This is a genomic window from Streptosporangium sp. G12 (genome assembly GCF_052983175.1).
Genome location: NZ_JBRIQO010000003.1, coordinates 411,498 through 433,858, shown reverse-complemented (window position 1 = coordinate 433,858; position 22,361 = coordinate 411,498). Strand labels below are relative to the sequence as shown.

Genomic DNA, 22,361 nt, shown 5'->3' with positions numbered 1-22,361 from the left:
GTGGTGCTCACCGACCGCGGCTGCGCCTCGGCGTGTGAGCACTTCAGCTCCGCGGTCAAGGACCTGCGCCTCGGACAGCTGGCCGGCACCAGGACCGCCGGGCTCGTCTCCGGCCCGGCGCAACCGTACCTGCTCGCCAACAACACCCTCCTGAGCTTCCCCACCAGGCACCACCTCGGGCCCGATCGCGAGGTGATCGACAAGATCGGCGTGCCGCCCGACCACCACGTGCCCCTGACCCCCACCGACGCCGCCGCCGGACGCGACCCCGCCCTGGCCAAGGCCCTGGCCCTGCTGCACGCGTGAAGGGACCCCCATGAGACAGCTCCTGGCCCTGGCGACGGGACTGGCCACGGGACTGATCGTCCTGGCCGCGTCCGCCTGCTCCGCGCCCACGCCGCCCCGATCCGACGTCCCGCCGGTCACCCCGACCGGCCCCGCCGCCCTGCCCGCCCCCACCGGCCCCCACCCGGTCGGCACCACCGCCCTGCATCTGACCGACACCTCCCGCCCCGATCCCTGGGACCCCGACGCCGACGCCAGGCGGCTCAAGGTCACCCTGTGGTACCCCACCGAGCGGCGCGACGGGCAGCGCTCGCCCTACATGACGGCCAAGGAATCGGAACTCCTGCTGAAGGGCTCCAGGATCACCGGCGCGCCGTACGACGTGCTGAGCAAGACGCGCACGAATGCCGTCAAGGACGCCGACCCTGCGGGGGGCGGGCTCCCGCTGGTGGTGCTCTCCCCCGGCTTCACCAAACCGGTGAGCACCCTCACCTCCCTGGCCGAGGACCTCGCCAGCCGCGGGTACGTCGTGGCCGGCATCGACCACACCCACGAGAGCTACGCCACCACCCTGTCCGACGGGCGGATCGCCGAATGCCTCGCCTGCGACGGCGACACCGACCCCGGCTTCGGCCCGAGAGTGGTCCAGGGGCGGGCCGCCGACGTCTCCTTCGTCCTCGACTGGCTGACCTCCAGCTGGAAACGCTCCGGCCTGATCGACGGCGGAAGGATCGCGATGGTGGGCCAGTCGATCGGCGGGGCCGCCGCCGTGGCGGCCATGGTGAAGGACTCGCGCGTACGCGCCGGGATCGACATGGACGGCACCACCTACGCCCGGATTCCCAAGAGCGGGTTCGCCCGGCCGTTCATGTTCATCGGTGCGCCGCAGCACGTTCCCGGGGGCCGCGACACCTCGTGGGACCGCGACTGGAAGCTGCTGACCGGGTGGAAACGCTGGCTCGTGCTGTCGGACGCCGAACACCACTCCTTCACCGACCTGCCGCTGCTGGCGGGCGCCCTCGGCATCAGGCCCTCCCTCCGCGCTCTGTCCGGGGCGCGCTCCGCCGAGCTCACCCGCACCTACGTGGCGGCCTTCCTCGACCAGCACCTGAAGTCGCAGCGGCAGCCCCTGCTGAAGGGGCCGTCACCGCGCCACCCCGAGGTCACGTTCTGCCCCGCGACGTGCGGCACCCCTTGAAGCCGTACGGCATGAGTGCAGGGGACGTCGGCCGCTCGCCGTCCCGCCACTCGTCACGGCGCCTCCGGGGTCCTGCCCTCATCCGGGCAGGGGGCGGTCACGGAGTTCGGATTTGCGAATCTTGCCCGATCCCGTCTTCGGCAGCGCGTCGACGATCTCGAAACAGACGGGGATCTTGTACTTCGCGAGCCGGGGACGGAGGAAAGCCGTCAGCTCGCCGGAGGTGACGGCGGCGCCGGGACGGAGCACGGCGAAAGCGCGGCCCACCTCGCCCCACCTCCGGTCCGGCATCCCCACCACGGCGACCTCCGCCACCGCCGGATGCGCGAAGAGCGCGTTCTCGACCTCCGCCGGGTAGACGTTCTCCCCGCCGGAGACGTACATGTCCTTGACGCGGTCGACGATGGTCAGGTGGCCCTCCTCGTCCACGGTCGCGATGTCGCCGGAGTGGAACCAGCCGTCCTCGCTCAGCGCGGCGGCGGTCGCCTCCGGGTCCCGCCAGTAGCCGGGGGTGACGTTCGGCCCCCGGATGAGGACCTCGCCGGGCTCCCCGACCGGTGCCGGGGTGAGATCGGGGCGGACCACGGACACCTCGGAGAAGAAGACCGGGACCCCGGCCGAGCCCACCTTGCGCACGCTCTCGCCCGCCTCGAGGAAGGTCGCGCCGGGTGCGGTCTCGGTCAGCCCGTAGCCCTGGCAGAAGACCAGGCCCCTCTCCTGGTAGGCGTGGATCAGCGTCACGGGGACGGCGGCGCCGCCGGACATGAGGGTGCGCAGCGACGAGAGGTCGGCACCGGCCCAGCGCGGCGACCGGGCGAGGTCGGCGAACATCGTGGTGACGCCGAACATCCACGTCACGCGGTGCCTCTCGATGAGGTCGTAACAGAGCTCGACGTCCCAGGACGGCATGATCACCGAGGTGCCGCCCTTGAGGAAGGTCGGCAGCATCGTCTGGTTCAGGGCCGCGACGTGGAAGAGCGGCGCGCTGATCAGCGTCACCTCGGTGCTCGTCACGTCCACGCCGATCATCATGTTGAAGCAGTTCCACACCAGGTTGGCGTGGCTGAGCATCGCGCCCTTGGGACGGCCGGTCGTGCCGGAGGTGTAGAGGATCAGGGCGACGTCGTCGAGCGCCACCGGGACGTCTACGGGATCCGGATCGCCCCGCGCCACCCAGGTCTCGAAGTCGTGCTCCCCCGGGGCGGGCGACCGCAGGGCCACGACCGTGTACGGTCCGGGCAGGTCGCGTACCGTCTCCGCGCAGCCTGGGTCGTACACGAGGAGCGAGGCGCCCGAGTGCCGGAGCATGTAGGCGATCTCGGGCGCGGCCAGCCGGAAGTTCAGCGGGACGAAGACGCCGCCCAGCATGTGGGTGGCGAACATGGTCTCGGCGAAGGCGACGTGGTTGGGGCCGAGGTAGGCGACCCGGTCCCCCGGCCGGATCCCCGTCTCGCGCATCCGCGACGCCAGGCGGGTAGCCCGCTCGTGGACGTCGGCGTAACTGACCGACCGGCCCGCGAAGACGAACGCGGTGCGACCGGGGCTCATCCGGGCCCGGCGGGCGGGCCAGCCGCCGAGCCCGGTGTTACGCATCGGTGGCGGCGGGAATCGCCGGGGCGTCCGAGGCGAGGTCGTCGGTGCTGGTCTCACGCAGGGCCAGCACGCAGACCACGGTCAGCAGGCAGCAGACAGCGATGATCACCGAGATCGTCGTCGTGCTGCCGCCCCCGGACGACGCGTCCAGCTGGGCGAAGAGCAACGGGCCCAGGCCGGCGCCGAGTCCGGCGAGCTGGTAGCCGAGCGAGGCGCCGGTGTAGCGGTTCCTGGTGGGGAAGAGCTCGGCGTACAGCGCCGCGAGCGGACCGAACATCAGCGGGTGGATGACCGCCTGGCCCAGCACCAGCGCGATGACGAGCACGGCGACGCTGCCGGTGTTCACCATCGGGAACAGGACGAAGCCGAACACGGCCATGAGCAGCGCTCCCGCCAGCACGACCGGACGGCGTCCGACCCGGTCCGAGAGCGCCGCCCAGGCGACGATGCTCACCACGGCCAGCGCGGAGGAGAGCGTGAGACCGTTCAGCACGGCCTGCCGGGTGAAACCGGTCCGGACGCCGTAGGCGATGAGATAGGTGGTCAGCGTGCCCTGGGCCACGAACGCGGACAGCCCGACACCCACCCCGAGAAGCAGTGCCTTCGGATGGTGGCGGAACACCTCCAGCAGCGGCATCCGGGCGGCGCGGCCGCCGGCCGCCTCGAACACCGGGGTCTCCTCGACCCGCAACCGGACGAACAGGCCGACCGCCAGGAGCAGGATGCTGAGCAGGAACGGCACCCGCCAGCCCCAGCTCAGGAACGCCTCCTCGCCCACGACGGCCGCGGTGCCGCTGAGCACCCCGGTGGAGAGCACCATGCCGAACGGGGCGCCGGCGTTGGTGAAGCCCGCCCAGAGGCCGCGGCGGCTGGTCGCGTGCTCGGCGGACATCAGCACGGCGCCTCCCCATTCGCCGCCGATGGCGACGCCCTGCAGCACGCGAAGGGCGACGAGGGCGACGGGGGCGAGGACGCCGATCTGCTCGTAGGTGGGGAGCACGCCGATGAGGAAGCTGGCGAGGCCCATCAGGATCATGGTCAGGACCAGCATGCGCTTGCGGCCGAGCCGGTCGCCGAAGTGACCGAAGATCACTCCGCCGAGCGGCCTGGCGAGGTAGCCCGTGGCGAAGGTGCCGAAGCTGGCGGCCGTGGCCGCGAGCGGGTCGAGCGAGGAGAAGAAGATCTTACTGAAGACCACCGCCGAGGCCGTGGCGTACAGCAGGAAGTCGTAGTACTCGATGACGCTGCCCAGGAAGCTGGAGGCCACCGCGCGGCGGAGCTGAACCTGGTTGGGAGGTGAGACCGACGGGTTCGTCATGACCGAGCTCCTCAGCCCGAGAGCGAACTGCTGCGCTTACTTGCCCGGAGGTTAGGCACATTCATGACGAACGTCAATGCTTTGCCCGACATTAGGGAGCGTCGAGCCCGAGCAGGCGTACGGCGTTGTCCTTGACGATCTTCGGGCGGACCTCGGGTTTGATGTCGAGGGCGTCGAAGTCGGCGAGCCATCGGTCCGGCGTGATCATCGGGTAGTCGGACCCGAAGAGCACCTTGTCCTTCAGCAGCGTGTTGGCGTACCGGATGAGCAGCGGAGGAAAGTACTTCGGCGACCATCCGGACAGGTCGATGTAGACGTACGGCTTGTGCGTGGCGACCGCCAGAGCCTCATCCTGCCAGGGAAAGGACGGATGAGCGAGGATGATCCGCAGTTCGGGGAAGTCCACGGCGACGTCGTCGACCAGCATCGGGTTGGAGTACTTCAGCCGGATCCCGCCCCCGCCGGGCAGGCCGGCGCCGATGCCGGTCTGGCCGGTGTGGAACAGCGCCGGCACGCCCATCTCCTCGATCGCCTCGTAGAGGGGGTAGGCCGCCCGGTCGTCGGGCGCCATGCCCTGGACGCTCGGATGGAACTTGAAGCCGCGCACCCCGTGCTCGGCCACGAGCCGGCGTGCCTCGCGGACACCGGCCCTGCCCTTCCACGGGTCGACGCTGGCGAAGGGGATCAGCACGTCGGCGTGGGCGGCGCAACTCGCCGCGACCTCCTCGTTCGAGATGCGCGGATGCCCGGTGGCGTGCTCGGCGTCGACGGTGAACACCACCGCCGCCATCCTGCGCTCGCGGTAGTAGGCGGCCGTCTCGGGGATGGTGGGCCGGGAGTGTCCCCTGAAGTACTTCGCCGAGGCAGCGGCCAGCTCGTCACCGAGCGAGGCGTGCCCGTCGGCGGAGACCTCCGCGTGCGTGTGTACGTCGATGGCGACCAGTTCGTCGACGTTCATGAGCTCTCCTCGGGCAGATATCTGACTTCCGTCAATTATGTGCCTGACATCCGGTCCGTCTACGCTTTCGGTGTGACCATCGGCGGCGAAGACGAACCGGCAGTGCCGGCCGTGCCGGCAGTGCCGGCAGTGCGCCCGCAGTCCCTGATATTCAGCTTCCTCGGCATCTACGCGCTGGACCGGGGCACCGCCATCTCCTCGGGCGGCATCATCGAGGTGTTCGCCCGCCTCGGCGTCTCCGAGGAGGCCGTCCGGTCCACGCTCGCTCGCATGGTGAAGCGCAACCTCGTGACCCGGTACCGGGTGGGACGCAGGGCGTACATCGAGCTCACCCCGTACGCCGTGGCGGTGCTCCGGGACGGGCGCCGGCGGATCTGGGAGACCGGCGCGGTGAACCGCGACTGGGACGGCACCTGGACGGTCGTCGGGTTCTCCCTGCCGGACAGCCGGCGCAGCACCCGCCACGACCTGCGGTCCCGGCTCGTCTGGGCCGGGTTCGGCCCGCTGCAGAACGGGCTGTGGATCGCGCCGGGCGCGAAGGAGGTCACCGGCGTGTTCGACTCGCTGGACGTGGACGACCACGTCACGGTGCTGACCGCCAGGGCGTTCGAACCCACCGAGGCCGCCGACCTGGTCGCGAAGGCCTTCGACATCGAGCAGATCGCCCGGCGCTATCGGGCGTTCCTCACCAGGTGGGACGTCACCCGGCCACTTCCCGACGCGCCGGACGATCTCGTACGGCAGCTGTTGCTGCACACCGACTGGCTGCAGCTCGTCCGGCAGGATCCCCACCTGCCGGCCGAACACCTCCCCGCGGACTGGCCGGCGATCCGGGCAGAGCAGGTCTTCCACGCACGCGCCGAGGAGTACGAACGGCCCGCCCTGAAAGTGGCCGCCGGCCTCCTGGACGGACTCACCCCATGACGCAGGGGGTCCCGTTCAGTGCGAACGCCGTCGGAGCCGAGTTCGTGCCGCTGTACGTGCCCTGGAACCCGAAACCGGTCCGGGCCTGCGGGGCGAGGGTGCCGTTGTAGGAGAGGTTGCGCGCGCTGACCTGGGAGCCCGACTGGGTCACCGTGGCGTTCCAGGCACTGGTGACCCGCTGGTTCCCCGGCCACGTCCAGGTCACGGTCCAGCCGTTGACGGGGGTCGCGCCGGTGTTCGTCACGGTGACGTCGGCGGTGAAGCCGTTGTTCCAGGTGCTGGGAACGTAGGTGACCCTGCACCCGGTGCCCGGGTCGGGGGTGGGGGTGGGGGTGGGGGTGGGGGAAGGAGTCGGCGTCGGGGTGGGACTCGGAGTCGGGGTCGGGGTCGGGGTCGGGGTCGGGGTCGGGGTCGGGGTCGGGGTCGGGGTCGGGGTCGGCCCGCCGGTGAGGCCGAAGAACTGGATCGCGGCGGCGGCCATCCCGCTCATCGGCAGGCTGTGGCCGGCCCCCTGGATGCTGTACGCCTCGACCCGCACCGTGCCGGAGTTGTCGGCGTAGCGGCGGCGGTTCCAGTTCGGCTGCGGCGTGTCCGTGGCGGTGGGCGTCTGGCTCAGGCCGAACACGTTGGTCCACTGGTCGATCGCCTGCTGGTGGGTGGCGTAGTACACGAGGTTGTCCGTGGTGCCGTGCCAGAGCTGGACGCGCGGCCGGGGACCGCTGTACCCGGGATAGGCGGCGCGGACCAGGTCTCCCCACTGCTGGGGCGTCTTGCTGATCCGCCCGGAGGCACAGTTGCTCGCGCCGGGCGAGGGGATGTAGTCGGCCTCGTTCGCGAAGCAGCCGAACGGCACCCCCATGAACGCCGCCCCGGCCTTGAAGACGTCGGGATAGTTGCCGAGCATGATGTTCGTTTCCATGCCGCCGGCGGAGCTGCCGGTGACGTAGATGCGGTCGGCGTCACCGTTGTGGCGCTGCCGCGTGTAGGTGATCATGGACATCAGCGAGACCGGGTCGCTGCCCCCGTCGCGCACCTGCGACGCGGCGGACCAGGAGTCGAAGCAGTTGCCCTTCTTGGACGCCGACGGGTAGATGACGATGAATCCGTGCCGGTCGGCGAGCGTCCGGAACTCCGAACCCGAGTAGAAGCCCGGGCCCGAACCGCCGCAACCGTGCATGGCGAGCACGATCGCAGGGCTGGGTTGCACGTTGTCCGGCACGTAGAGGTGCATCCGCAGGTTGCCGGGATTGGCGCCGAAGCCGGTCACCTCGGTCAGGGTGGCCGCGGCGGCGGACTGTCCGGTCACCAGGAATGTGGCGGCGCACAGTACCGCGGCACTGACGCCCGCGAGCACGGCGGTCAATGACTTCATCGGCTCTCCTCTGCTTGATGTTCGCTCGATGCACGAGGCCGGGGCGCCGCCGACTCGTCCTGACATCAGCCGGTATAGGGCGACACCGACGAACGGTCAAGCCACGCCTGCAAGGGATCATGATGCTCCATTCATGGAAAAGCGCTGCTTGCGCTGGTTATCAAGCCATTTGTTATCAAGTAGCTTGATATAGAGGGCGCGAAACTTACATCGCCGGTTATGGTCATCCCGTGACCTCGCGCCGCACCCCCGCAACCGACCAGCCGGTCAAGCCGGCTCCCCGCCTGAGCTATGTGGTCTACCGGCTGGAGCGTCGCATCCGCGCCCGGCTCGACGAGGCGCTCGTCCGGTACGGCATCACGACGACCGAATACATGGCGCTCAGCGAGCTGCGCACGCGCGCCGGGCTCTCCTCGGCCGAACTGGCCCGCATCGCCTTCGTCACGCCACAGGCGATGAACCTGGTCGTCCGCGAGCTGGAACAACGCGGCCTGATCCACCGTGACGCGCACCCGGACGGCGGCCGGGTGCTCCGCGCCCATCTCACCCGTGAAGGACAGGCGGTGCTGCGGCACTGCGACCGTTCGCTCGACGGCATCGAGGAGGACATGCTCGCCGAGGTCGACGACACCACGCGTGCCACGCTGATGGAGGGTCTCACTCTCTGCACGCGAGCCTTGCGCCCACCCGCCTCCGGCCCGTGAGGCGGGCCCTTCCATCACTTCACCGCGGACGACGAGGCCGTCTCGTCACGTGAGTGCCGTCGCGGTGTCGTCACGTGAGTGCCGTCGCGGTGTCAGCGGGCGCCGGCCAGGCTGCCCGCGCGCAGTCCGGCCATCTCCGGCACCAGCTCGAACCACACCCTGTTGGACCCGGCCTCCCTGACCACGCCCCAGCGGTGGGCCAGCGCCTCCAGCAGGGGCAGGCCGCGGCCCCCTGTCGCGTCGGCCGAAGCTCGGCTCGTGGTGGGGGCCGCGGAGGAGCCCTCGTCCTGGACGGAGACCCGTACCCCCGTCGCCGAGCAGGTCACCGTGACGGTGAACGCCCCGCCGTCCCCCGACCGGGAGTGGATCACCGCGTTGGTGGCGATCTCGCTGGTCAGCAGGACGCAGTCGTCGTGGAGGGGATGGTCTCGCCCCAGGATCATCGAGACCAGGCGGCGGGCTCTGACCACCTGGTCCGGGGAACCCGCCAGGCGGAGAACCCATTCACTGCCGTCGTACTCCGACGAGTCCATACCGCCCCCTCCGATGCTGTTTCACTTCTGGGAAGACGCGGAGCTCGGCGGAGAAGATGTCGCGGAAAAGTAGGAATGCGATCACTTACCGGATAGACAGGTGGGGCTTGCCAAAGGCCCCTTCACCTGCGTGTCCGCACCTGGCGTACCGTGCGGTTCCATCCGTCACACGCGGTGCCAGCGAGCCTCGAAGAAACAGTAGACCGCGAACAGCAGCAGACCGATCGCGACGGCACCGAGCAGCCACGGACCGGCCGGGGTGTCGGCCAGCGAGCGCAGCGTCGAGTCGATGCCCTTGGCCTTGTCGGGGTCGTAGGTGACCGCGGCCTGGATGACGAAGACACCGGCGACCGCGGCGATCACGCCTCGGGCGATGTATCCCGCCATGCCGAACTTCTCGGCGAGCTCTCGCGCCCTCGCGGGCATCTCGCCGGTGCGCAGGTCCTTGAGGAACTCCTTCTTCCAGCCCTGGCGGATCCAGTAGGCACCCAGGCCGATCAGGCCCAGGCCGATCAGGCCGACGATGAACTGCCCCAGGGGCAGGTCCATCAGCGTGGCCGTGATGTCCTTCGAGTGGCTGTCCAGCGAGGCGCCGGGGTCGCCGCGCAGCAGCACGCCGAGCAGCGTGGCCACGATCAGCGTGTAGACCGCCACCCGCGCGCCCGACTCCACCCGGTCCCTGGTCCGCCCGTGGCCCATGATGGCCTCCGACAGCTGCCAGACGACCAGCGCGACGAACCCGACGACCATGAGCCAGAGCAGGAACGTGCCGAACGGCTGCTCGGCCACCATCTCGATCGCGCCGGTCTTGTCGGCCTCCTTGTTGCCGCTTCCCCCGCCGAAGGCGATCTGCAGGGCGAGGAAACCGATCAAACCGTAGAGGACACCCCGGCAGGCCAATCCAACCCGCGCCAGCCTGTCGAGCGTCTGACTGTTGGCCGCTCTGCGAGCGGCACCTTCCACGTGAGCCTGAGGGCTGTTCATGACTATGCGCTCTTACCTGTGAACGCTCTGGTAAACCTCACCGTTCCGGCATCGCGTCCAGCCGCCGCAGGATCACTCCCTCGCGCAGCGCCCAGGGGCACACCTCCAGCTGGGTCACCCCGAACAGGTCCATCGCGGCGTCGGCGACGATCGCCCCGGCCGGCAGCTGCGGCGCCCGCCCCTCGGAGACCCCGGGCAGCTCGGCCCGCTCCCTGGTGCTCATCCTGATCAGCCGGTCGGTCCACCCGACCAGGTCCGCGTGCCTGAGCACCCGGCGCACGGACGGTCCCTCGTGCGAGGGCGCCGCCCCGGCGATCCTGGCGAGCTGCCTGAACGTCTTGGACGTCGCCACCGCGTGGTCGGCCTGGCCGTACCGGGCGACGTTTCCCACCGTGCGGGCGATCTCGGCCCGTACGTGCCTGCGCAGTGCCCGCACCTCGTCGGCGGGCGGCGGGTCGACGGTGAAGCAGTCGCGGGTGAGCCGGCCCGCCCCCAGCGGGAGCGACACCGCCGCGTCGGGCTGCTCGTCGATGCCCGAGGCGATCTCCAGCGACCCCCCTCCTATGTCCAGAACCAGCAGCCGCCCGGACGACCACCCGAACCAGCGGCGCACCGCCAGGAACGTCAGCCTCGCCTCGTCCTGGCCGGACAGCACCTCGATGTCGACCTGCGTGTCGGCCTTGATCCCGGCGAGGACCTCCTCGCCGTTCACCGATTCCCTGACCGCGGACGTCGCGAAGGCCATGAGGTCCTCGACGCCCTTGTCCTCGGCGAGCCGCAGCGCCTCCTCGACGAACTCCCGCAGCCGCGCGGCGCCCCGCGCGGACAGGCGGTCGCCGTCCTCCATGTGCTCGGAAAGCCTCAGGTCCACCTTGTGCGAGTACGCCGGCAGCGGCCGGGCCCCCCGGTGCGCGTCCATCACCAGCAGATGGACCGTGTTGGAACCGATGTCGAGAACGCCCAGTCGCATGGGATGAAGTTACTACTCCCCCGGGACCCGTCAGCCCGCGGTGCGCGTGTGGACGCTCACCGCGTATCCGCCGCCGTCGTAGGGTGCGCCGTCCCAGGTCGCCAGGCGCCGCAGCGGGGTGAGCCCCGACATACGGCACCAGTCGTCGTAGTCCGCCAGGGTGACCGTCGCCGAGGCGAGCGGGAGGTGCGCGGCGTCCAGCCCGAACCCGCTCACCAGCAGCCCGCCGGGCCGCAGCAGCGCCGCGAGCCCCGCGACGGTCCGTGCCTCGGTCCCGGGGGCGAGCAGGGGGATGACGTTGCCCGCGGCGACGACCATGTCGAAGCGCCCGCCTCTCCCGCCCTTCCCCGCCTTCTGCGCCTTCCCGGTCGAATCGCCATGGCCGCCCCGGACGGCCCGGTCCGCCCCCGCCATGAGGTCCGCGGGGTCCGCGGGATCGCCGAGCGCGCCGAGCGCGTCAAGGTCGCCGAGATCGCTGAGGTCGGCCAGGATCCAGGGCAGCCATGGCGCGGTCCGCCGGGCGACGTCGAGCATGGACGCGTCGAGATCGACGCCCACGCAGTCGTATCCCAGCTCGGCCAGCCGGATCGCCACCCGCCCGGTGCCGCACCCGGCGTCCAGCACCCGGGCGCCCGGCGGCAGCAGCTCCGCGCACAACCGCGCCTCGCCGTGCATGTCCGCCCCCGACTCGGCCAGCCGGGCGAACCTCTCCGCGTACCGCTCTCCGGCGTCGCCCCCCGCGATGTCCGTCCAGCGACTCCTCGGTTCCTTCATCGAATACCCCCGGTGTGCCGCCCCCGGCCTGAGCCGTGGGGCGGGATCGCGGCATGGTGCCGCGGGTCGGCGCACCCACCGGCCTTGACCGGCCGTGCGGTGGTGGTGCGGTGGTCGTGTGGTCGTTCCGCGCTAGGAGGACGTCGACGCATCAGGGTTTCATTCCCGAGGGAACCTCTCGCGGCGGCCCGGCGCGAGGGCGTCGCGCACGGCTCGCGCCCCGGCGAACGGCAGGGCAACCGGGCCGCCGACCCCCGGAAGGGGTAGCGTGATCCACACCGCTCTCACGGGCGGCGGCACCTGCGGGAAGACCGGCGAGAGATCGGGGAGAGCCATCGTGGCCCTTATGCGGGCGATCAGCCAGGACGCCTTCGGCGGCCCCGAGGTGCTGCGTCCGGTCCGCGTGGAGCGCCCGGAACCACTGCCCACCGAGGTGCTGGTACGGGTCGTCTCGGCGGGAGTGAACCCGGTGGACCTCAAGACCAGGGCGGGCGCGGGTATGGCCGGGGTCCTGGGGGAGCCGCCCTTCGTCCTGGGCTGGGACGTCTCCGGTGTCGTCGAGGAGACCGGCTTCGGGGTGAGCTCCCTGGAGGTGGGAGACGAGGTGTACGGCATGCCGTGGTTCCCGCGCCAGGCCGGCGCCTACGCCGAGTTCGTGACCGCGCCGTCGAGGCAGTTCACCCTCAAGCCGCGCTCCCTGGGACACGACGAGGCCGGCGCCATGCCGCTGGCCTCGCTGACCGCGTGGCAGGTCCTGGTGGACGCCGCGAGGGTCGCTCCGGGACAGCGCGTCCTCGTCCACGCCGCCGCGGGCGGCGTCGGGCACCTCGCCGTCCAGATCGCCAAGCATCTCGGCGCGTACGTGATCGGCACCGCCCGCGCCGGCAAACACGAGTGGCTGCGCGGGCTGGGAGCCGACGAGCTCGTCGACTACACGGCCGTCCGCTTCGAGGACGTGGTGCGCGACGTGGACGTGGTCGTCGACCTGGTCGGAGACGGGCACGACGCGACGAGCACGCGTTCCCTCGACGTCCTCCGCCCCGGCGGGCTGCTCGTTCCGGTGCCCTCGGGCGCCTCCCCCGACCTGCTGCGCGCCGCCGAGGCCCGGGGGTTTCGCACCCGCACGTTCCTGGTGGAGCCGGACGGGTCCGCCCTGGCCCAGATCACCGAGCTGATCGACGGCGAGCTGATCGCCCCCGAGGTCGAGGAGGTGTTCCCGCTCGACGAGGCCGCCGCGGCCCACGAGCGGCTCGCCGGCGGCCACGCCAGGGGAAAGATCGTGCTGCGGGTGGCCCCCTGATCGCCTTTCCGGCCTTCTGCCCTTTCGGCCTTTTCGGCCTTCCCGCTTTCCCGTTTTCCTGCTTTCCGCCGCGCGTACGGCGCCACTACGACGCCGCCACGACGCGGATACGTGGCGGTGGCCGGATCCGGGCGGGCGCGAATCCCGGATGAGCCGCGCCGGTTCTGTCAACACCACCGTGCGGCCCCTGTCCAGGGATTGTCCGGATCCGGCCACGATAACTAATAGATCTTGTCAGTATGGGCAATTACTGCGAATACTTGCAATTTGTTCTATTCGCGAGGAAGGCCGATAATGAAACGTGTCATTGTCCACAAGCCTGGCACCATCGCACTCAGTGGCACCGCGAGTCCTAAGCACGTCGGCTGAGACTGAATCACAGAACCGGCGTCCAGTGATGGGCGCCGGCTCCCCGGCATAGCCATATCATCAAATATCAGCTAATCGAGTTAAAGGAGTCCGGTGAGTCGGGGACCGTACCCGCAGGGCGACCCGTCTCGTCCCGCACCGCCGCTGCCCGTGGTGGACGCGGACCGGCGCCTGCGCGGGCCGTACACCGCGGGGGGCGCGATCGTCTCCGCCCTGCTGCCCGCGGCCCGGCCCGACCTCGTCGCCCGCTACGACATCGAGCTGCGCGCCGTGGCGCCCGACCTGCGCGATCTGATCCCCGCCCGGCGCCGGTCGGTGGCCGCGAGCCTGCCCGGCGCGGAGCGAATCCTGGTGCACGCGCCGCGTCGCACGTTGCGCCTGGCCAACGGCCTGGCCGAGTTCGTCCGTGAGCACCTGTCGGAAACCGGCCCTCGCACGCTCGTCGTCGAGAACACCGACCTGGCCGACCCCACCGACCTGGAGCTCCTGACGGTGCTGCGGCGCCGCGTCCCCGGGGAGCTGCTGACAGTGGTGACCCGTGATCGGGCCGCCGCCCCCGAGGAGCCGCTCGGCGCGGAACGGCACGACGCCCTCGCCGACGAGCTGGAGAGGGAGGGAACGGTCGGCGCGCGGCTTGGAGCGATCCCGTACCACCGCGAGCGCGGCGGCGACCCGTCGAAGGCGGTGCGGGCGTTCCTGTTCGCGGTGCAGTGGTGCCTGGACGAGGGTTACCACGACGCCGTGGCGGATCTCGGCGAGCGTGCTCTCCGCCTCGCCGGCCCCGAGGACGACCCCGCGACCTGGTGGCGGCTCCTGCACAGCACCGCGACCGCATTGGCCGCGCTGGGCCGCGAGGACGAGTCGGAGGCGCTGTTCGACGTGGCCAGGAGGGAGAGCCTCTCCCCCACGGTCCACGCCTCGGCCGCCTACGCCACCGGGATGCTGAAGGTACGCCACCGCGACCGTACCCGGCGCGACCCCGAGGCCGCGCTGGCGCTGGTGAACCAGGCGATCGCCATCTCCTCGCTGCTGCCCGACCCGCGCGAGCGGGCGTTCAAGATGGGGTTCGACCTCAACGGCCGGGCACTGGTGGAGGTGCGGCGTGGCCGTCCCGCCAGGGCCCTGGAACTGGTCGAGGAGGCCGTCGCCCTGGCCGACCGCGACCTGCGGCCCGGTGAGCACCCGATACACCGGCTGGTGCTGCTGGCCAACAGGGCACAGCTCGCCGTGATGCTGGGCCGCCCCGAGAAGGCGCTGGAGGACCTGGACGCGGTGATCGCGGCCGACCCCGGCTATCCCGACTACTACATCGACCGGGGCAACCTGCTGCACCGGCTGGGCCGGATGGACGCGGCGGTCGCCGACTACGAGACGGCGATGCGGGTCGGCCCGCCCTTCCCCGAGCCCTACTACAACCGGGCCGAGATCCGCTTCTCCGCGGGTGACCACCGGGGCGCGCTCGCCGACCTGGACCACGCGCTGGAGCTGGACCCGGAGTTCGTGGACGGCCTGGCCAACCGGGCGGGGCTGCTGGCCGCGCTCGGCGAGTACGCCGCGGCCAGGGCGGACGCGGAGACCGGGCTGGCGATCGATCCCGCCAACCCGTACCTGCTGTGTGCGCTGGGCCAGGTGGAGACCGCGGAGGGCCGTTACGACAGGGCGCGCACCGCCTTCGACCGGGCCCTGGAGCTCGCGCCCTCGCTGGCGGCGGCCTGGGCGAACCGGGGGCTCCTGTCGTTCGAGACCGGCGACCCCGAAGGCGCCGCCGCGGACTTCACGCGGGCCCTCGGCTCCGGGGACGACCCCGCCCTGCTGTTCAACCGGGCGATGGCGCTGCGCGCCGCCGGACGCGACGGGGAGGCGGTCGCCGATCTCACCCGCGCGCTGGAACTGGCACCGGACGACGAGGACATCAGGCGCGAGCTGAAGTCCTGACCTCCTCCCGGCCGGGGCCGGGAGGAGGTCGCCGGAAAACATTCCGGATTCGGAAGGGCGGCCGGAAAAGCCACGGCCGGTAAGGTGGCGGCTCCGTCCGAGAAAATCCTGTTATCCGAATATCCGCGGCACACACGGTGATGCGCGCGACGTCTCGTATTCGCCCTCCCCGTATCCCCGGAGCCGCAGGCGATAGGAGTGATTTCCCGATGCGCGGTCACCGTGCGCCACGCCGTCGGACACGCTCCCTACGCGAATGCCGCGCCCGCCGGGGACGGGCGGAAACAGACGGAGACGGACGGAGACAGGCTGCGGGCAGCGGCCGGAGGGTCAGCCGAGTGAGCCGGCGAGATAGCGTTCGGCCAGTTCGCAGCTGCCCTCGGTGTAGCCGGAGCCGAGTTCCGCGGCGATGTCGGCGCCGGTGTGGGTGCCGATCCAGGCGACCAGCAGCAGGCGGCGGAACAGGATGAACGTCCAGATCTCGGCCTCGTCCTCGGCCGGGAGGTCCAGGACGGTCCGGTAGCCCCGCACCCACGCGTCGACCAGCTCGGGAACCTCGGGGCGGTGCTCGACGAAGCTGACCGCCGCGGCCAGGTCGTAGAGATGCCAGCCGAAACCGCAGTCGTCGAAGTCGATGACGCCGGGCGGGTTCTCACCCTCCACGAGCAGGTTGGCGGCGCGCAGGTCGGCGTGGATCAGGCCGTATCGTTCCGGACCGCGGCCGAAGCGGTGCAGCCGCTCGCGCAACTCCTTGTCCAGCCGTCCCAGCACGGTCCGCGCCTCTGCCTCCACCCCCAGGCCGTCCTGCCAGCGGCCCCACCGCGACTCGGTGCCGAGGGCGGCCTCGTGGTCCCAGTGGAAACGGGTGAACCCGCCGGGCCGGGACCACCCGCGCGCGTGCCGGTGCATCCGCGCCGTGAGGGCACCGAGCCGTTCGAAGCCGGGCACCGGGTCGTCGTGGGAGGGCTCGGCACCGGGCAGGAACTCGAACATCACGCAGTCGCGCGGCTCGGGGCCGGGGACGGTCAGCACCCGGGAGCCGCCGGGAGCCGGGATCACCCGGGGGGTGCGGATCCCGGCCTGCTCGCGGAGCGCCTCCAGCCAGGCCAGCTCGGACAGGATCGCCGGGGTGGTGTGGTAGCCGAGCCGGTGCACCCGCAGGATGGACCGCGTCCCCGTGACCGGGTCGTCCACCCGGTAGGTGGCGTTCTCGGACACGTTGACCAGGGTGACCTCGGCGTCGGCCAGGCCGTGGATCCGGGTCGCCTCGCGGGCCACGTCGTGCACGCGGTCCAGCACGTCGCCCCCGGCGGACAGGTCGTGGGCCCGCATCGGTTCCTCCAGGTCGGTCGCGCGAAGCGCCAGACTACATCCGGGATTCCTCCGCGAGATCCGGCGCCGCCGGCCCGGCTTCGCGGCCGAGGCGCCCCTGATGCCCCGCTCCGGGCCGGACGCGGCCTCTCTCACCCCCGGAGAGGGCGTGGTCCCGCTCGATCCCGGACGGGTCGCGGTCCCGCTCGATCTCGGGCCGCCCGTGGTCCGGTACGGCCTCCGCCGGGCGGCCGGCGTCCCGCACGGCGTGGTCCCCGGCGTTCTCCCGCCCCGGGATGGTGATGCGGATCTTGGACTGCCGGTGGGGAAGCCGCTCCCAGTCGTCCATGAAGGTCGCCTGGAGCCCGCACGCGGCGGCCAGGTCGAGCAGCGTCTCGGTGCGGTAGTAGAAGTCCTCGCGCAGGACGTGGTGCTCCCTGCCCTCGGTGCGGTCGAAGGTGAAGTCGAACCAGCCTCCCGGCCTCATGATCCGGCCGACCCCGCGGAAGCACTCCTCGATCACGTGGAGCGGGGAGTGGGAGAAGACGCTGTGGGCGTGGATGACGTCGAACGCCTGGTCGGGCAGGGCGGTGAAGCGCAGGTTCCCGACCGGCAGAAGGTGCGGGAACTTGTCGCGCAGGTCGTAGGAGACCAGGGTGTCCTGGGCGGCGATCAGGATGTCCGGGGAGATGTCGATCCCGTAGTAGTTTCCGGGGTCGAGGTAGCCGATGAACAGGCGCCCGGCCCGCAGGTTGCCGCAGCCGATCTCCAGCATGCGGTGCTCGGGCCTCAGCCCGTGCCGCACGAGATAGTCGAACTGCATCTTCCCCATGGCCACCCAGCGCCGGTACGACCTGCTGCCCACGGCCCCCTGGGGACTGCGCGCGGTGTCGGACCTCATGACCGCCCGGTAGTAGGCGACGTGATCGCGGTTGCCCAAACGCAACCACAGGTCCCTGGTCAGCCGTCTCAGGTGCCCGGGCACCCGCCCCGGATGGCCGAGGGCGTACCTGAGCTGGTGGACGACGCTCGCGCGGTTATGACTGTGCATGCCTCTCCCCACGTCCGGACGACACCTCAACGATCCCGCCAGTCACGAGATCGTAGCTCTAAGAAAGAGAAACATCACTCTTGGTGAGCATCCTCGGAATGTCGCCTCACGGTGCCACTTCCCTCGCGGGACGACGGTCCCGGCTCGTACCGGTCCTCCGGAGGGCCCGCGCGGGCGTCGCATCGTTATGACATCTCGCATCACCCGGACGGCGGCGCACGCGCACCCGGCCGCCCGCGCCGAAGACCGTCGGAACGGTTTCGAAACGGTGAGGAGACCGGTGAACCTGGAACTCGCGCTGCGCATGTGTGAGGCCGCGGTGCGGCAGGCCGCGCGGGAGGGCGCGCTCATCTCGGTGGCCGTGGTCGACGCGGGCGGGCACCTGGTCGCGTTCCAGCGGATGGACGGCGCGCGCATCACCGGGCCCGTCCTCGCCCCCGGCAAGGCCTACACCGCGGTGGCCCACCGCATGCCCACCGCCGACCTCGCGCCGCTGGTCCTGCCCGGAGGCGAGCTGTACGGCCTGGCCGGTGACCGGTACGTGTGCTTCGGCGGCGGCGTCCCGCTCGGGGAGCCCGGTGACGAGCGCGGGGTGAGCGGGGTGAGCGCGGTGGCGGGAGCGGTCGGCGTCAGCGGCGGCACCGTTTCCCAGGATGTCGCCTGCGCCGAGGCCGCCGCGGCCCTCTGGGAAGGGGCATAGTCGGATATATCAGCAAAAAATAGGGTCGGCGGAAATCATCTTCCCGACGAAACAGGGGGGCGACGTGTTACCTGCGAGGGTCGCGGGGCAGTGAGGGCTTGCCCCAGACGATGATCGTCTGGGGGTGACCCCCTGGAGGATTCTCGTGGACGTTCTCGTGCTGCTCGCCCTGGTCTGTTTCCTGGCCGCCACGATCTGGTCCGCCATCAGCCGGTCCTGGCCGATCGCGCTGCTCGCCGCCGGAGCCTTCCTGCTCACGCTGTCGGAGACGTCCCTGATCAACGGCTAGACGACCCCCGTTCCCGGCGCGCCGATGCCCCTGGGTGAGGGGCATCGCGGCCGCCCGCGAACGGGAGGCCGACGTCGAGAGGCCGGGCTCGAGCGGCATCCCTGAGCCGGACGTCTCCTCGGTGGCGGCGCTGGACGCGGTGCAGACCAGGTACGCCGCCCGCGGCAAGAAGGTCACCGTCATCGGCCTCAACGAGCCCAGCGCCCGCCTGCACGACAGCCTGGCCGGGCAGCTGTCCGGCGGCCACTGACAACAAGGCCCGGCACTCCCGAAGCGGCGACATGCGCCGACCCGGCGCTCATCGCCTCGCACCGGGCCACTACCAGGCGCTGCCGGCCGGCTCGGCCGGGCCGCGGACGTTCACGCGGTTCGCGGTCGCCGACCACAGAATGCGACTGCTGTTCGCAGAACCGAACGAGCGGGCTCGGAGACACTGATGATCGGCCGGATCCCGCTGCGACGGCTGCCGGCCCACGGCCTGGGTGACGCGCTGCGGCTGGGATCGGAGTTCACCCGGCACCGGACCCACCCCGTTGGCGGTACACCGTTTCCAGAACCGGATGGCCACCTACGCCGGCGAGGCCGTGCGCACGTCGACGCAGCCGTTGCGGTGGATACACCGGCTCGCCACACCCGCGGGAACCCGGACCGCCCGGATCGCGCTGCCGGCTTTCGCCGCCGCCGCACAGCTGGGCCGTACCCTCACCGGGACCCGTGGTGCGTGAGGCGCGGCCCGGCGAGGGGGCATGGGCCGGGCCGCGAGCATCCGCGCGCCGAGGTCAGGCACCGGCTACGGAAAGGCTCCGGTCGATCTCGGCGCGGGTGGGCATCGAGGTGCTGGCACCCGCGCGCTGGACGGACAGGCCCGCGGCCGCGGTGGCGAAGCGGACGGCCCGGCCGGCGGGCTGCCGCTCGACGCGGGCCGCGGCGAGGGCGCCCACGAAGGTGTCGCCCGCGGCCGTGGTGTCCACCACGGGCACCTCGAGGGCCTCGACGCGCACGGCGGGCCCGTCGCCCGAGGCGCTGAGCGCGCCGCGCGACCCCAGCGTGATGATCACCCAGTCGACCGTGCCCCTCAGCTCCTCCAGGGCGCGCTCGTGATCGGCCTGGCCGGTGATCGCGGCGGCCTCGTGCTCGTTGGCCACCAGGACGTCCACGGCCTCCAGCAGCTCGGCGGGGAGCGGCTGGACGGGCGCGGGGGTGAGGACCACGGTGGTCCCGGCCGCGCGGGCGGCCCTGGCGGCGGCGGTGACGGCCTCGACGGGGAGCTCCAGCTGGAGCAGAAGCATGTCGGATCGGGAGATGACCTCGATCTCGGCCTCGGAGGGGGCGGTCACGGTCCCGTTGGCACCGGGGACCACGATGATCGAGTTGCCGCCGTCGCCGTCCACCACGATCTGGGCGATGCCCGAGGGACCGGGAACCGTGCGCAGGTGCGTCACGTCGACCCCCGCCTCGGCCAGCGTGCGCCGCATCTCGGTGCCGAAGGCGTCGTCACCCACGGCCCCGAGAAAGGCCACCTCGGCGCCCGCCCGCGCGGCGGCGATGGCCTGGTTGGCGCCCTTGCCGCCGGGGACCGTGCCGAAGGCGCGGCCGGTCACGGTCTCGCCGAGCGCGGGGGCGACGTCGACGTAGGCCACGAGATCCATGTTGGCACTGCCGAAGACCGAGATCACTGTTCCTCCTCGCGGTCGGGAACGTGGCTGTGAGAGCGCGGGTGCGGGAACGCGGGGTGGGAGCGCGGGTCAGGAACGCAGGTAGGCCAGGACCGCGAGGACGCGGCGGTGCTGGTCGCCGTCCTCGGCGTACAGGCCGAGCTTGGCGAAGATGCTGCGGATGTGCTTCTCCACGGCCCCGTCGCTGACCACCAGCTGGCGGCCGATGGCCGGGTTGGACCTGCCCTCGGCCATCAGGCCGAGCACCTCGCGCTCTCGCGGGGTGAGCTGGGCGAGGGGATCGTCGCGGCGGCGTCGCACCATCAGCTGTGCCACCACCTGGGGGTCGAAGACCGTACCTCCGGCCGCGACCGTGCGCAGGCCCCCCATGAAGTCGTCCACGTCCACGACGCGGTCCTTGAGCAGGTATCCCACCGCACCCCTGGCGTCGGCGAGCAGGTCGTCGGCATAGGACACCTCCACGTACTGCGACAGGATCAGCACCGGCGTGCCCGGAACCCTCCGGCGCGCCTCCACCGCCGCCCGCAGCCCCTCGTCGGTGAAGCCGGGCGGCATCCGCACGTCCACCACCGAGACGTCGGGACGGTGCTCGGCGACGGCCTCCACCAGCCCGTCGCCGTCCCCCACCGCCGCGACCACCTGGCAGCCGAACTCCTCCAGGAGCCTGATCAGGCCCTCCCTGATGAGCACCGCGTCGTCGGCCACAACTACCCGCACGGAACCTCCGCCACTATGACCGTCGGCCCTCCGGCCGGTGAGTCGACCACCAGCTCACCGTCGACCGCCTTGAGGCGATCACCGAGCCCCGACAGGCCATGCCCCTTGGCGACATGGGCGCCGCCGACCCCATCATCCCCGATCGTCAGCATGAGGAAGTCCCCCGTCCTGCTCAGCGTCACGGTACAGACCGTGGCGTGACTGTGCTTGGCGACGTTGGTGAGCGACTCGGCGACGACGAAGTAGACGGTGTTCTCCACCGCGGCGGGGAAGCGTCCCTCGACCTGGACGTCCAGCTCGACGGGGATGGTGCAGCGCCCGGCGAGCGCGGCGAGGGCGGGAGGCAGGCCGCGGTCGCTGAGGATCGGCGGGGCGATGCCGCGCGAGAGGGCGCGCAGCTCGTCCAGGGTCTCGCGGGTGGAGGTGATCGCCTGGCCGAGCATCTGCTCGACGCCCGCCGGGTCGCGCCTGAGCTGGCGCTGGGCCCGCGACAGGTCCATGGCCAGGGAGACCAGTCGCTGCTGCGGCCCGTCGTGGATGTCACGCTCCAGCCGGCGCAGCGCGTTCGCCTCGGCCGACACCGCGGCTGCCCGGCCCTCGGCCAGGTCGTCGATGCGGTCGTGCAGCTCGGCGACCCCGGTCAGCATGGCCCGGCCGAGCCCGGCCTGGACGAGCGCGGCACCCCGCACGATCACCGGGAGGGTGAGGGCGAAGAGCACGCCGATGGTGGTGTTGATGATCACTTCGACCCACAGGCTGCCGCCCAGGCCGAGGAGCATGCCGAGGCCCCCGTCGTTGCCGGGGATGGCGTAGACGATCCACCCGTAGAGCGGGTAGGTGAGGCCGGCGATCGATCCGACCCACCAGACCACCGCCAGCACGAAGGTGACGATGGAGATCGGGAAGGCCACGATGCCGTAGAGCAGGTCGAGCCACGACTGGCCGTTGGTGAACGGGTTGATCATCCTGCGGAACCATCCGGCGTTCTCCGGAGCGGGCCGGTACCTCGGCCGGGAGACGGGACGGCCGAGCACCTCGGGCAGCCAGCGCCGCTCGACGTCCGCGAAGCCCCGGGCGACCAGGAGGGTCGTCGCGAGGATGGGCAGCCCCACGAACGCGACGGCCGAACCGGCCCCCGCGGCGAAACCGGCCACCATCAGGACGAACCAGATGACGGACAGCGGGAAGCCCACGACCAGGTAGCGGGTGTCGGTGCCGATGCGGCGCAGGAGGGTTCTCATGCCGCCCACGCTACGAGGACCGGCCGCGCCGATCGACCCTGCGTGCCCGCTTACGGGGGTGGGGCCAGCACTACCCGGGATGGTGAGGGGATCGGGCGAGAAGACTGCTGCGCGCGTCACTGTGCCGCCGGGGTCCTGGAGAGAGGCTTCTCCTATCGC

23 protein-coding genes are annotated in these 22,361 nt (G+C 71.4%); 10 read left to right on the top strand and 13 right to left on the bottom strand.

From position 1 onward, the window contains the following. Together ACVCAG_RS07085 and ACVCAG_RS07080 are read left to right on the top strand one after the other, a co-directional pair. On the top strand, positions 1–306 hold a 306-nt coding region (locus ACVCAG_RS07085), incomplete at its 5' end, for a S41 family peptidase (protein WP_447189603.1). A gap of 10 nt (positions 307–316) precedes the next feature. Then, positions 317–1,483, top strand: coding sequence for an alpha/beta hydrolase (locus ACVCAG_RS07080; protein ID WP_447189602.1), 1,167 nt, complete (start codon positions 317–319; stop codon positions 1,481–1,483). Positions 1,484–1,561: 78 nt separating this feature from the next. On the opposite strand, the gene ACVCAG_RS07075 is transcribed toward ACVCAG_RS07080, so the two are convergent. The 3 genes from ACVCAG_RS07075 to ACVCAG_RS07065 all read right to left on the bottom strand — a co-directional run bounded on the left by ACVCAG_RS07075 (position 1,562) and on the right by ACVCAG_RS07065 (position 5,352). Then, complete coding sequence (locus tag ACVCAG_RS07075) at positions 1,562–3,076, bottom strand: long-chain-fatty-acid--CoA ligase (protein ID WP_440082557.1); 1,515 nt, start codon at positions 3,074–3,076, stop codon at positions 1,562–1,564. Beyond that, the gene (locus tag ACVCAG_RS07070) at positions 3,069–4,394 is read right to left on the bottom strand and encodes an MFS transporter (RefSeq protein ID WP_440082556.1); all 1,326 of its coding nucleotides are present in this window, start codon (positions 4,392–4,394) and stop codon (positions 3,069–3,071) included. The genes ACVCAG_RS07075 and ACVCAG_RS07070 overlap by 8 nt, the downstream gene beginning before the upstream one ends. A 91-nt stretch (positions 4,395–4,485) precedes the next feature. Next, a complete protein-coding gene (locus tag ACVCAG_RS07065) occupies positions 4,486–5,352 on the bottom strand; it encodes an amidohydrolase family protein (RefSeq protein WP_440082555.1) in 867 nt (288 codons plus the stop codon). A gap of 120 nt (positions 5,353–5,472) precedes the next feature. On the opposite strand from ACVCAG_RS07065, the gene ACVCAG_RS07060 reads away from it, so the two are divergent. Continuing rightward, positions 5,473–6,276, top strand: a complete 804-nt coding sequence (locus ACVCAG_RS07060; protein ID WP_440082554.1) for a PaaX family transcriptional regulator C-terminal domain-containing protein — start codon at positions 5,473–5,475, stop codon at positions 6,274–6,276. Here the strand turns inward: ACVCAG_RS07060 and ACVCAG_RS07055 are convergent. Continuing rightward, positions 6,266–7,648, bottom strand: a complete 1,383-nt coding sequence (locus ACVCAG_RS07055; protein ID WP_447189601.1) for an extracellular catalytic domain type 1 short-chain-length polyhydroxyalkanoate depolymerase — start codon at positions 7,646–7,648, stop codon at positions 6,266–6,268. The two genes, ACVCAG_RS07060 and ACVCAG_RS07055, sit on opposite strands and share 11 nt — an antisense overlap. Positions 7,649–7,878: 230 nt before the next feature. On the opposite strand from ACVCAG_RS07055, the gene ACVCAG_RS07050 reads away from it, so the two are divergent. Continuing rightward, positions 7,879–8,352 (top strand): MarR family transcriptional regulator, encoded by a 474-nt coding sequence (locus ACVCAG_RS07050; protein WP_440082552.1) that lies wholly within the window; start codon positions 7,879–7,881, stop codon positions 8,350–8,352. Positions 8,353–8,444: 92 nt separating this feature from the next. Here the strand turns inward: ACVCAG_RS07050 and ACVCAG_RS07045 are convergent, their stop codons facing one another. The 4 genes from ACVCAG_RS07045 to ACVCAG_RS07030 all read right to left on the bottom strand — a co-directional run bounded on the left by ACVCAG_RS07045 (position 8,445) and on the right by ACVCAG_RS07030 (position 11,613). Next, the gene (locus tag ACVCAG_RS07045) at positions 8,445–8,885 is read right to left on the bottom strand and encodes an ATP-binding protein (RefSeq protein ID WP_440082551.1); all 441 of its coding nucleotides are present in this window, start codon (positions 8,883–8,885) and stop codon (positions 8,445–8,447) included. A 165-nt stretch (positions 8,886–9,050) separates the two neighbouring features. Then, entirely contained in the window at positions 9,051–9,869 is an 819-nt protein-coding gene (locus ACVCAG_RS07040; protein WP_440082550.1) for a DUF1206 domain-containing protein, read from the bottom strand. Between the two features lie 37 nt (positions 9,870–9,906). Beyond that, on the bottom strand, positions 9,907–10,839 hold the full coding sequence (locus tag ACVCAG_RS07035) for a Ppx/GppA phosphatase family protein (RefSeq protein ID WP_440082549.1): 933 nt from the start codon (positions 10,837–10,839) through the stop codon (positions 9,907–9,909). Positions 10,840–10,869: 30 nt separating this feature from the next. Then, the gene (locus tag ACVCAG_RS07030) at positions 10,870–11,613 is read right to left on the bottom strand and encodes a class I SAM-dependent methyltransferase (RefSeq protein ID WP_440082548.1); all 744 of its coding nucleotides are present in this window, start codon (positions 11,611–11,613) and stop codon (positions 10,870–10,872) included. Positions 11,614–11,959: 346 nt separating this feature from the next. On the opposite strand from ACVCAG_RS07030, the gene ACVCAG_RS07025 reads away from it, so the two are divergent. Together ACVCAG_RS07025 and ACVCAG_RS07020 are read left to right on the top strand one after the other, a co-directional pair. Next, on the top strand, positions 11,960–12,913 hold the full coding sequence (locus ACVCAG_RS07025) for a zinc-binding dehydrogenase (protein ID WP_440082570.1): 954 nt from the start codon (positions 11,960–11,962) through the stop codon (positions 12,911–12,913). Positions 12,914–13,375: 462 nt separating this feature from the next. Then, positions 13,376–15,217, top strand: a complete 1,842-nt coding sequence (locus ACVCAG_RS07020) for a tetratricopeptide repeat protein (RefSeq protein ID WP_440082547.1) — start codon at positions 13,376–13,378, stop codon at positions 15,215–15,217. A 330-nt stretch (positions 15,218–15,547) separates the two neighbouring features. Here ACVCAG_RS07020 and ACVCAG_RS07015 read toward each other — a convergent pair whose 3' ends face one another. Both ACVCAG_RS07015 and ACVCAG_RS07010 read right to left on the bottom strand, forming a co-directional pair. After that, positions 15,548–16,549 carry a phosphotransferase gene (locus tag ACVCAG_RS07015; protein WP_440082546.1) on the bottom strand — a complete coding sequence of 334 codons (1,002 nt, stop codon included), beginning with the start codon at positions 16,547–16,549 and terminating at the stop codon, positions 15,548–15,550. 34 nt (positions 16,550–16,583) lie between these two features. Further along, positions 16,584–17,579 carry a methyltransferase gene (locus ACVCAG_RS07010; protein WP_440082545.1) on the bottom strand — a complete coding sequence of 332 codons (996 nt, stop codon included), beginning with the start codon at positions 17,577–17,579 and terminating at the stop codon, positions 16,584–16,586. Positions 17,580–17,859: 280 nt separating this feature from the next. On the opposite strand from ACVCAG_RS07010, the gene ACVCAG_RS07005 reads away from it, so the two are divergent. The 4 genes from ACVCAG_RS07005 to ACVCAG_RS06990 all read left to right on the top strand — a co-directional run bounded on the left by ACVCAG_RS07005 (position 17,860) and on the right by ACVCAG_RS06990 (position 19,293). Then, positions 17,860–18,279 carry a heme-binding protein gene (locus tag ACVCAG_RS07005; RefSeq protein ID WP_440082544.1) on the top strand — a complete coding sequence of 140 codons (420 nt, stop codon included), beginning with the start codon at positions 17,860–17,862 and terminating at the stop codon, positions 18,277–18,279. Positions 18,280–18,424: 145 nt separating this feature from the next. Next, complete coding sequence (locus ACVCAG_RS07000) at positions 18,425–18,568, top strand: hypothetical protein (RefSeq protein ID WP_329083413.1); 144 nt, start codon at positions 18,425–18,427, stop codon at positions 18,566–18,568. 34 nt (positions 18,569–18,602) lie between these two features. Continuing rightward, a complete protein-coding gene (locus tag ACVCAG_RS06995; protein WP_440082543.1) occupies positions 18,603–18,818 on the top strand; it encodes a hypothetical protein in 216 nt (71 codons plus the stop codon). A 310-nt stretch (positions 18,819–19,128) separates the two neighbouring features. Then, positions 19,129–19,293, top strand: coding sequence for a hypothetical protein (locus ACVCAG_RS06990; protein WP_440082542.1), 165 nt, complete (start codon positions 19,129–19,131; stop codon positions 19,291–19,293). A gap of 54 nt (positions 19,294–19,347) precedes the next feature. Here the strand turns inward: ACVCAG_RS06990 and rbsK are convergent, their stop codons facing one another. The 3 genes from rbsK to ACVCAG_RS06975 form a co-directional block, all read right to left on the bottom strand. Next, positions 19,348–20,244, bottom strand: coding sequence for a ribokinase (gene rbsK / locus ACVCAG_RS06985; protein ID WP_440082541.1), 897 nt, complete (start codon positions 20,242–20,244; stop codon positions 19,348–19,350). A 69-nt stretch (positions 20,245–20,313) separates the two neighbouring features. After that, positions 20,314–20,961 carry a response regulator transcription factor gene (locus ACVCAG_RS06980; RefSeq protein WP_350966815.1) on the bottom strand — a complete coding sequence of 216 codons (648 nt, stop codon included), beginning with the start codon at positions 20,959–20,961 and terminating at the stop codon, positions 20,314–20,316. Beyond that, a complete protein-coding gene (locus ACVCAG_RS06975) occupies positions 20,952–22,202 on the bottom strand; it encodes a sensor domain-containing protein (RefSeq protein WP_440082540.1) in 1,251 nt (416 codons plus the stop codon). The genes ACVCAG_RS06980 and ACVCAG_RS06975 overlap by 10 nt, the downstream gene beginning before the upstream one ends. Positions 22,203–22,361: the final 159 nt, after the last annotated feature.

What these genes read in the sequence shown, in the direction of transcription:
- ACVCAG_RS07080 (WP_447189602.1), top strand. Translation starts at nt 317, where the DNA reads ATGAGACAGCTCCTGGCCCTGGCGACGGGACTGGCCACGGGACTGATC.
- ACVCAG_RS07075 (WP_440082557.1), bottom strand. Translation starts at nt 3,076, where the DNA reads ATGCGTAACACCGGGCTCGGCGGCTGGCCCGCCCGCCGGGCCCGGATG.
- ACVCAG_RS07070 (WP_440082556.1), bottom strand. Translation starts at nt 4,394, where the DNA reads ATGACGAACCCGTCGGTCTCACCTCCCAACCAGGTTCAGCTCCGCCGC.
- ACVCAG_RS07065 (WP_440082555.1), bottom strand. Translation starts at nt 5,352, where the DNA reads ATGAACGTCGACGAACTGGTCGCCATCGACGTACACACGCACGCGGAG.
- ACVCAG_RS07055 (WP_447189601.1), bottom strand. Translation starts at nt 7,648, where the DNA reads ATGAAGTCATTGACCGCCGTGCTCGCGGGCGTCAGTGCCGCGGTACTG.
- ACVCAG_RS07045 (WP_440082551.1), bottom strand. Translation starts at nt 8,885, where the DNA reads ATGGACTCGTCGGAGTACGACGGCAGTGAATGGGTTCTCCGCCTGGCG.
- ACVCAG_RS07040 (WP_440082550.1), bottom strand. Translation starts at nt 9,869, where the DNA reads ATGAACAGCCCTCAGGCTCACGTGGAAGGTGCCGCTCGCAGAGCGGCC.
- ACVCAG_RS07035 (WP_440082549.1), bottom strand. Translation starts at nt 10,839, where the DNA reads ATGCGACTGGGCGTTCTCGACATCGGTTCCAACACGGTCCATCTGCTG.
- ACVCAG_RS07030 (WP_440082548.1), bottom strand. Translation starts at nt 11,613, where the DNA reads ATGAAGGAACCGAGGAGTCGCTGGACGGACATCGCGGGGGGCGACGCC.
- ACVCAG_RS07025 (WP_440082570.1), top strand. Translation starts at nt 11,960, where the DNA reads ATGCGGGCGATCAGCCAGGACGCCTTCGGCGGCCCCGAGGTGCTGCGT.
- ACVCAG_RS07015 (WP_440082546.1), bottom strand. Translation starts at nt 16,549, where the DNA reads ATGCGGGCCCACGACCTGTCCGCCGGGGGCGACGTGCTGGACCGCGTG.
- ACVCAG_RS07010 (WP_440082545.1), bottom strand. Translation starts at nt 17,579, where the DNA reads ATGCACAGTCATAACCGCGCGAGCGTCGTCCACCAGCTCAGGTACGCC.
- ACVCAG_RS06990 (WP_440082542.1), top strand. Translation starts at nt 19,129, where the DNA reads ATGGCCACCTACGCCGGCGAGGCCGTGCGCACGTCGACGCAGCCGTTG.
- ACVCAG_RS06975 (WP_440082540.1), bottom strand. Translation starts at nt 22,202, where the DNA reads ATGAGAACCCTCCTGCGCCGCATCGGCACCGACACCCGCTACCTGGTC.